The sequence below is a fragment of the Chromobacterium alticapitis genome (assembly GCF_002924365.1).
In the GTDB taxonomy this organism is placed as follows: Bacteria; Pseudomonadota; Gammaproteobacteria; order Burkholderiales; family Chromobacteriaceae; genus Chromobacterium; species Chromobacterium alticapitis.
Map to the genome: position 1 here is coordinate 1 of NZ_PQWB01000053.1, position 4160 is coordinate 4160.

Below are 4160 nucleotides of genomic sequence, written 5' to 3' on the forward strand. Positions count from 1 at the left end.
GCGTAGCGCGTGCTCAGCTTCAGCCCGGCCGGGTCGACGGTTTCGCGCACGCGGCGGCCGGCGCCGTCGTATTCGTATTCGGTGACCTTGGCTTGGGCGGTGCCGGCCGCTTCGGTGACGCGGATCTTTTGCCCTTGGGCGTCGTAGTCGTAGCGGGTGGTCAGCGCCAGGCCGGCCGGGTCGACGATGGTGGCTTGCAGCCGGCCGGCGGCGTCGTAATGGGTTTCGGTGACGCGGCCGCTGGGGTCGGTTTGCCGCAGGATGCGGCCTTGGGCGTCGTAGCTGGTTTGCGTGGTCAGCTTGAGGCCGGCGGGATCGACGGTGCGGCTGAGCACGCGGCCGGCGGCGTCGTATTGGTAGGCGGTTTGGGTGCCGCGCGCGTCGGTGCTGGTCAGGACCTGGCCGGCGCTGTCGTAGGCGCTGCGGGTCGCGCCGGCCGGGGCGGCGGTGCTGAGCAGTTGGCCGTCGCGGTTGTATTGGTAGGTGGTGGCGTGGCCCAGGGCGTCGATCAGTTTGACCGTTTCGCCGTAGGCGTCGTGCTGGCTGACGGTCTGGATGCCGCCCGGCTGGGTGATCGTCACCGAGCCGGCGGCGTCGTCGTACACCGTGGTGGTGGTGTGGCCCAGCGCGTCGGTGTGGCTCAGTTCGCGGCCGAAGGCGTCGTAGACGTAGCTTTGGCTGCCGTGGGCGCCGTCTTGGGTGGCGATCTGCCGGCCCAGGGTGTCGTAGTCGGTGTGGCGCAGGTGGCCGTTGCCGTCGAGGCGGTCGGTGAGGCGGCCGAAGGCGTCGTAGCGGGCTTGGCTCTGGATGGCCAGCGTGTCGGCGTCGGCGGTTTGGCCGGTGGCCAGGCCGCGTCGGTCGTAGGCGCTGCGTTGCTGGCTGCTGCGGTTGGCGTCCAGCCGCAGCCGGTGGGCGATGGCGTCGCCGAAGGCGTCATAGTCCCAGCGTTCGCGCTCGGCGTTCAGGCTGTCGCCGGCGGCGAGGCGTTGGCCGAGGCGGTTGTATTGGCTGGTTTCGTCGCTGTCGCCGGCGCTTTGCAGGCTGGAGACCAGGGTACCCAGGGCGTTGCGCGCGCCGCCGTTGAGCTGAGCCAGTTGGGCGGCGGACAGGCGGGTGGCGTAGGCGTGGCGGTCGATGACGTCGCCGAAGGCGTTGTAGCGGATTTCGCTGACTTCGCCCAGGCTGTTGAGGGTGTGGCTGAGCCGGCCGGCGCCATCGTAGTAGTAGACGGTGCGGCGACCGCCGCCTTGGCCGTCGGGGCGAAGGGTGGCGGTGCGTTGGCCGCCGGCGTTGTAGTAGTGATGGGTGCCCCAGGTCGACCACACCGCTTCGATCTGTTGCGCGCTGGCGCCGTTGCCGAGGGCGGCCAGGGCTTGGGCGCCTTCGCCGCTCAGTTCCTGGATCAGCCGGCCTTGGCTGTCGTAGCGTTTGAGCGCGGTCCGGCTGTCGCTGCCGGCTTGGCGGGTGACGGCGAGGAGATGGCCTTGGGCGTCGTATTGGTAGCTGGCGACCAGGCCGCTGGGCTGGCTCTCTTCGCGGATCAGTTGGCCGGCGTCGTCGTATTGGCGCAGGGTTTTGCGGTCGTTGCGGTCGGCGGCCGGACGGCGGGCGTCCAGGCTGTCGCCGGCGTGGGCGCGCGTGGCGTAGCGGACGGTCTGGACGATGCGGTCTTGGCTGTCGTAGACGGTTTCGTCGAGGTAGCCTTCGGCGTCCACTTGGCCGATGAGGCGGCCTGCGCCATCGTAGTAGGCGCGAGTGTGCGCGTCTTGGGCGCTGGCGGCCGGACGGATGGCGTCCAGGGTGTTGCCGGCGTTGGCGCGCGCGGCGTAGCGGACGGTTTCGATGGCGTGGCCGGCGCCGTCGTAGCGGGTTTCGCTGAGGTAGCCTTCGCCGTCCAGGCTGCCGACGCGTTGGCCGTCGGCGTCGTAGAACTGGCGGCTGACGCGGTCGTTGACGGCGTCGGCGGCGGGCTGGTTGGCGGCGTCGTCGGGGTTGAGCTCGCCCGCGGTTTGGGCCAGGGCGGCCAGGCGCTCGGCGCTGAGCCGGTTGGCGTAGCGGGTGCTGGCGATCCGCCGGCCGCCGGCGTCGTACTGGTGGCGGGTGACGCCGCCTTCGGCGTCGATGCTGAGCGCCAGCCGGCCCAGGCTGTCGTACAGCTGGTAGTCGGCGCGGTCGTGGGCCGGGTCGGCGGCCGGGCGCAGGCTGGCCAGGGTCAGCTGGGCCGGGTCGCCGCCGAGCTTGGCGGCGTCGACGCGGTTGGCGTAGCGTATCGTCGCCGTCGCTTGGCCGTCGCCGTTGTAGCGCCATTCGCTGACGCTGCCTTCGTTGTCGATCTGGCCGATCTGGCGGCCCAGGCCGTCGTACAGCAGGTAGCTGACGGCGCCGTTGGCGTCGGTCTGTTTGACCGGCAGGCCTTGGGCGTTGTATTGGGTGCGCGTCGCGCCCAGCGGGCCGCCGGCGTCTTGTTGCAGCGCGCCGATGACGCGGCCGGCGGTGTCGTAGCTGGTGACGGTGGTGAGGCCGTTGCTGAGGGTGACTTGGGTTTGCCGTTGGGCGTCCTGGTAGACGGTGACGGTGGCGACGTGGTTGCCGTCTTCGGCGCGGGTGAGCCGGTTGAGGCCGTCGTAGTGGTAGTCGGCCAGCTTGTTGCCGCTGACGGCGTCGACGCTTTGCAGCAGGTTGCCGGCCGGGTCGTAGACGTAACGGGTGCTGCGCTGGCGGCCGTCGGCCACGCCTTGGCCCTGGCCATCCAGGGTGACGTAGCGGGTGGTGAGCGCGGTCAGGCCGCGCGCGTCGTATTGGGTGTCGCTGCGCTCGATGCCGCGCGGCGCTTGCTGGGCGGCCCAGGCGGCCAGCTCGGCTTCGCCGGTGGCGTCGCCGGCGTTGGGGTAGACGGCGCCCTGGTAGGCCAGGCGGCTGGTTTCGCGGCCTTGGCTGTCGTAGCGGTGTTCCACCACCCGGCCTTCGGCGCTGACGCTGAAGCGCAGGTGCAGGCCGCTGGCGTCGTAGACATAGCGGGCGGCGCCGACGCCGGCGACGGTTTCGCTGAGGAGCTGGTTTTGCGCGTTGTAGCGGCGGGTGGTTTGGCGCTGCTGGGCGTCGCGCGCGTTCACGCGGTTGCCGGCGGCGTCGTAGTCGTAGTGGGTGGTCTGGCCGCGGCCGTCGGTGACGTCGCTGACCCGGGCGTGGCTGTCGTAGGCGTAGCGCTGTTCCACGCCGCCGCCGGCGACGCGCTTGAGCTGGCCGTTGTCGTAGTCGAGCTGGGTGCTTTGATTGGCAGCGTCGGTGACGGTGGTGCGGTTGCCGGCGGCGTCGTAGTCGAAGGTGGTGGTGAGCGTTTGCCCGGCGCGCACGTCGCTGACGCTGCGCACGCGGTAGTCAGACCCGACCTGGACATAGCTGAAGTCGAGCCGGCTGCCGTCGCTTTGCTGCAGGCTGGCCAGGCGCGCGCTGGCGCCGTCGTAGACATAGCGGGTGGTGTAGGCGTTGCCGTCGGCGATGCTGTTGTCGTCGGGGGTGAGGTCGGTGCTCACGCTGGCCAGCCGGCCTTGCGCGTCGTAGCCGTAATGGGTGCGGATCAGGCTGCGGCCGTCCGCCAGCGCGCTGCGCAGCTGGCTCATCCGGCCTTGCGCGTCGTAGTCGAGGTACAGCGTTTCGCCGCTGGCGTCGGCCAGGCTGGCGAGGCGGCCGGCGCCGTCGTAGCCGAGGGTGACGGCCTGGCCGTCGCGGCTGAGGACTTGCAGCAGGCGGCCGGCCGCGTCGTAGCGTTCCTGGCCTTGCGTCGCGCCGTCGGTCCAGCGCCAGCCTTGGGCGTCGCCTTGCAGGGTGTCGTCGGCGCCGTCGTCGCTGCGCTGGGCCACGTAGCGGCCGCGCGCCGCATCATAGGCGTAGAGGGTGTCGCTGCCGTCCTCGGCCACGCGGTGAATCGAACTGCCGGCGGCGTTGAGGCTGCCGGACAGGCCATACAGCCGGCGGCTGTAGCCCAGGCGCCAGTTGCCGGCGTCGCCGCCCAGTCCCTGGCTGTTGTAGGTGCGGACCAGGTCCAGCGGCAGGCCGGCGGCGGCGAGGAAGTCGTCGCGGCGCTGCAGCACCAGGTTGCCGTTGCCGGCGTTGACATAGACCCGCTCGCCGCCGCGGCCGAACGCCGCCTCGCCCAGCTG

At 71.3% G+C, this 4160-nt stretch carries 1 protein-coding gene; it reads right to left on the reverse strand.

The features are described 5' to 3' along the window. Window positions 1–4160: RHS repeat protein (locus tag C2I19_RS13645; RefSeq protein WP_146056811.1), on the reverse strand; the 4160-nt coding region annotated here is incomplete at both ends.